This is a genomic window from Legionella sp. km772, assembly GCF_003989735.1.
Classification (GTDB): Bacteria; Pseudomonadota; Gammaproteobacteria; order Legionellales; family Legionellaceae; genus Legionella.
This window is the reverse complement of record NZ_RZGQ01000222.1, coordinates 1-4,144: the sequence shown is the minus strand read 5'-3', so window position 1 is coordinate 4,144 and position 4,144 is coordinate 1. Positions and strand designations below refer to the sequence as shown.

The following is a 4,144-nucleotide window of genomic DNA, read 5'->3' as shown; positions in this document are numbered from 1 at the left end:
AAAAACTCATTTAAATCACTTTGCTATTAAGTACAAATTGATTCTTAGAGCGAACCAGATTGCTTGGCAGGAGCTTAAAAATATGGCAGCTTAAAATTGACCGTGCGTAACATGAGTTATATATAAAAAAAAGGGGCATCCTGAGGGCGATAATGAACAATTACATTAATGTACACATCGGCGAGGTGAAGATTGCCAAACATGGAGAAATTCTAAAAACAATTTTAGGATCTTGTGTAGGAATCGGGTTTATTTGGGAAGAAAAAGGGATTTGTGGTTTAGCGCATTGTTTATTGCCGCAATCCCCCAATAAAAGCTATCAAATTGGTGCACGTTTTGTCGACCAAGCCATCCCCTCTTTGATTGCTTTAATGAAAATTAAACCTGAGGATAAAAAAAAAATTAAAGTTGTGATAGCAGGCGGAAGTAATATGACCAACCTAACAACACAAAATGAAGATCAATTAATCGGGGCACTAAATATAAAAATGGCACATAGTGAATTAAAGAAAAATGGACTGAGCGCTTCAATAACGGAGCAAGGAACAAACCAAGGGAAAAGATTAATCATAGACTCAAAAAATTTTACTTACAAGATTGAAACTCTCCCTCAAATACAGCAAGAACCAAAGGGGTAGCGATGGACATAACAGCCGAAACAAAACAAGATACCAGGCCAAAGGAAATATATGGCTCTTTTTTCGTAGGTGATAGTGAATTTGCAATCATTGTTTCTCAATTACAAGAGGTAGTAGATACCCCTGATGAATTTACTATAATGCCTCTTGCTCCTGATTATCTTTTAGGTCTCTTTAATCTAAGAGGAATGATTATCCCGGTGATTGACTTAAAACCACTTCTTGAATTAACAACCACGCATGAAACCATAGAAAAGCAAAATGAGGCCAAAATAGGCATCTTAGAGCTTAATGGCAACCTAATCGGAATCCTGCTGGATAAGACAGGAGAAATTTTTAAATGTTCTGAAGATGAACGAAGCAATTTTATGGATCCTAATGATAATCAAATAATAAGTGGGGTATTTAAAAAGGAAAATGGAAAGCGTCTTATCCAAATTCTCAATGTACAAAACCTCATGAAAGTTAAAGCAATTCCTACACAAAGCAATATCTCGTTCAACCAACAACAATCCCTATCTCAAACAAAGGGTGTACGTAAACAATGTATTTCATTTTTATGTGGAACATCAATTTTTGCTCTTAATATTGAGCAGATTCAAGAAATCGTTAAAGTAGATAAAATAAGTTGTTCTGTATTAGCAGTTAATCATTGCATGGGCACTATTAATGTGCGAGGAATGATTGTCCCTGTAATAAATTTCTCAGGTTTATTGGGGTTTGTAAGCAAAAATGAGTCCGCCCTAAGTAACCAGTCCATGCAAAATGTTATCGTGATGAGGCTAGGTAACGAGTGTTTTGGATTACTCGTTGATTCCGTGAACAGTATCCAAACTTACTATGAAACAGATTTAAAAACTTTCCCAATTTTAAATAATCAACGTGCTCAAATGTTTAGTGGGTGTATTGTAATGAGTAACCAAACTCATGCCTTATTACTCAATAGCGAGTACATCCTATCTAATGAAGAAATTGTCGCTATTACTCATGGGCATAGCACCCTGTACAACACAGAAGCCGCTTTATTAAGAGAAAAGAAAAATGAAATAAGAATCACCTTCATCACTTTTGTATTAGATCAAGGGTATGCTATCCCCATTACTCAAGTTAAAGAAATCATGGAAGAGCCGACGAATTTACTTGAACCTGTAGGTCTTCCTGAGTTTTGTGAAGGCCTGATGAATCTTCGCGGTGAAATGGTCCTTATAATAAATGGTCGAAAACTCTATGGCAAAAATAAACTCAATCATTCAGCGAATAAGGTCCTGATTTTTAAAAGCGCCAACTTAAATTATGGTTTAATAGTTGATTCAGTGGAAGAAATTATCACTTTACCGGAAAGTAATAAAATAAAAATAAACCAATTAAATGACTTTGATAACAGCCTAGCCCTAAACGAGGCGCTCCAATTCTATGATCCAAATAATCATTTAAAAAGCCTACTTATTATGAACCCTGAGTCCATAGAGCATCGATTAAGATCAGTATAATGTTCGCACTTTAAGTTCAATAAGATCCAAAATTTGCCCAATATAACTTAACTAATCTTATGATCAGTGAGTTATTGGCTCTATTATATTTGCGAACCAAATAGATAAAACAAACTCAATATGTACTTTTATCTCTCTTTAGTGTATAATCTCCTACCAGACAATACATCTTGACTACATCTAATTTTTAATTTTATAGTTAAAAGGTTGGTCAAAATTATATTTAATCGCGAACTAATGGAGGATTTGGACAATGAAGTTTTTTACTCCTCAGAAAAATAATAAAGTGCTTGAGAGCCTAGCCTTATTCTCAAACGAAGTTCGGATTCTTATGGAAAAGCTACTAAAGCAATCTGCATGGATCGATTGTTCATCCAGTGAAGAGAACTATATAGGGGTTCAATTACTTGAAATTGGAATTGGACGCTATTTCGCTGTGATAGATTGTGACAATTTATGTAATATCAAAGATAAACCTGCCTATATAAAAACCGCAGTTGAGCTTGCAATTAAGGATCAAAGACTCCCTCTTACTTATAAAGATATTGGTGTATGCGGCCTTGCTGGAGATGAAGGTAGGCAAGCATTTTTTTATAAGATAGTCGGAAAAGTTCCGCCCCCCAATCATGCTTACGCCGTTTTTAAGACACCGGGTGAAGAGCATGTTTTTATTGAAGATCCGAGAACAGGTATTTTCGATAGAAGAGAAAAGTTGCAATCAAGAACAAATGATCAAGTCTGCTGCTTTGCTGCTGCTGCGATGTTTTACTTATGTTTCAAAGCGGTAACTGAAGGCAAAAATAGTCGAAGTACCCCGGAGTTATTTGCAGACCTCTATAAAAGCAATAAACTGAGAAGCCTTATTCAAAACCTAGAAAATAAAGTAGGTCATTCTGTAGCTACTAAAATGCAAATCATCAATTCTTTTGTAAAGCAATTAGAGTTCTTTGAAAATCCTCTCACTAAGGCCAAGCCATTGCCTGTAGTCCTCGATAAATTAAGTTATGCTGATGTTGTCCGCCGGTATACTATCTAAATTGCTAGTAGAATCATTTAAGTAGCTTGTTGTGGGTCGACAAGGCTACTTAGTTAAAATTGCTTAATACCTGTTTATTTTTCTATTAATTAGACTCTATAATGGTTCATGGTGTCACAATATGAGGCAGCTACTATGGACAGTAAAATTGAAAAGCAACCCTTCACCCTTGTCATGCTGGGTACGATAACTGAGTTTACCCCCGATTTAAAAAAAACAGCCAAAACCCTCCCTTATACTAAAGGAAGCAAAGTAAAAGATTATCCTAAAGGCGAAACATTAAGCATCATTGCCTCTCTCATCAAAACCTCCAGCCCCGCCAAAACCACCAAGGTAGATGCCAAAAATCCTTACCCCTATTGGTCTGATGAGGTCGTGGTTGTTAACGGCCCTAGTACCGATGGCTCTAATATTGGAGAAAAAATTGCTTTGGGTCTGGCAGCCACCATCAAAGCAATAGCCCGCGGGCAGACACGGCTTAACATGATAGCTCACAGCAGAGGTGCGGTTGAATCAATTCTAATTGCCCATGAATTAGAGGCAATACAAAGCTTCATAAGCAGCTGTGCTAGCTTTGAGGAGCTAGCGAAACAGCTCCTTGAACAACAAACTAAACGATATAAGGGTAAACCGACTAATAATACACCCAGTATTATCGAGGTCTTAAAAGCGCAAATTAATTTAATTCCTAAAGAAGAAGAAGAGCTTTGGTTTATTAAACTAAAAACAAACTTTCCGCATACCGTAATTACTCTTTTTGGCATCGACCCGGTCCCAGGAGACTGTTTTCCAGTTACCTGGTATGACGAGCGTTTTTTTACCCTACCTGAAATTATAAAAACTACCGAATTAATTTATTATCTCATGTTACGCACGGTCAATTTTAAGCTGCCATATTTTTAAGCTCCTGCCAAGCAATCTGGTTCGCTCTAAGAATCAATTTGTACTTAATAGCAAAGTGATTTAAATGAGTTTTTATC

5 protein-coding genes are annotated in these 4,144 nt (G+C 36.3%); 4 read left to right on the top strand and 1 reads right to left on the bottom strand.

All coding sequences use genetic code 11. The features are described 5' to 3' along the window. Nucleotides 1-10 precede the first annotated feature (10 nt). Nucleotides 11-139, bottom strand: coding sequence for a hypothetical protein (locus ELY15_RS16620; RefSeq protein ID WP_255411120.1), 129 nt, complete (start codon nt 137-139; stop codon nt 11-13). A gap of 13 nt (nt 140-152) precedes the next feature. Between ELY15_RS16620 and ELY15_RS14115 the strand changes: the two genes are divergently transcribed. The 4 genes from ELY15_RS14115 (at nt 153) to ELY15_RS14100 (ending at nt 4,067) form a co-directional block, all read left to right on the top strand. After that, nucleotides 153-638, top strand: coding sequence for a chemotaxis protein CheD (locus ELY15_RS14115; protein ID WP_127101133.1), 486 nt, complete (start codon nt 153-155; stop codon nt 636-638). 2 nt (nt 639-640) lie between these two features. Next, entirely contained in the window at nt 641-2,128 is a 1,488-nt protein-coding gene (locus ELY15_RS14110; protein ID WP_127101131.1) for a chemotaxis protein CheW, read from the top strand. A 253-nt stretch (nt 2,129-2,381) separates the two neighbouring features. Continuing rightward, nucleotides 2,382-3,164 carry a hypothetical protein gene (locus tag ELY15_RS14105; protein ID WP_127101129.1) on the top strand — a complete coding sequence of 261 codons (783 nt, stop codon included), beginning with the start codon at nt 2,382-2,384 and terminating at the stop codon, nt 3,162-3,164. Nucleotides 3,165-3,299: 135 nt separating this feature from the next. Further along, nucleotides 3,300-4,067 carry a hypothetical protein gene (locus ELY15_RS14100; protein WP_233586813.1) on the top strand — a complete coding sequence of 256 codons (768 nt, stop codon included), beginning with the start codon at nt 3,300-3,302 and terminating at the stop codon, nt 4,065-4,067. Nucleotides 4,068-4,144 lie beyond the last annotated feature (77 nt).

Coding starts and splice junctions, on each gene's coding strand:
- ELY15_RS14110 (WP_127101131.1), top strand. CDS start 641: ATGGACATAACAGCCGAAACAAAACAAGATACCAGGCCAAAGGAAATA.
- ELY15_RS16620 (WP_255411120.1), bottom strand. CDS start 139: ATGCCCCTTTTTTTTATATATAACTCATGTTACGCACGGTCAATTTTA.
- ELY15_RS14115 (WP_127101133.1), top strand. CDS start 153: ATGAACAATTACATTAATGTACACATCGGCGAGGTGAAGATTGCCAAA.
- ELY15_RS14105 (WP_127101129.1), top strand. CDS start 2,382: ATGAAGTTTTTTACTCCTCAGAAAAATAATAAAGTGCTTGAGAGCCTA.
- ELY15_RS14100 (WP_233586813.1), top strand. CDS start 3,300: ATGGACAGTAAAATTGAAAAGCAACCCTTCACCCTTGTCATGCTGGGT.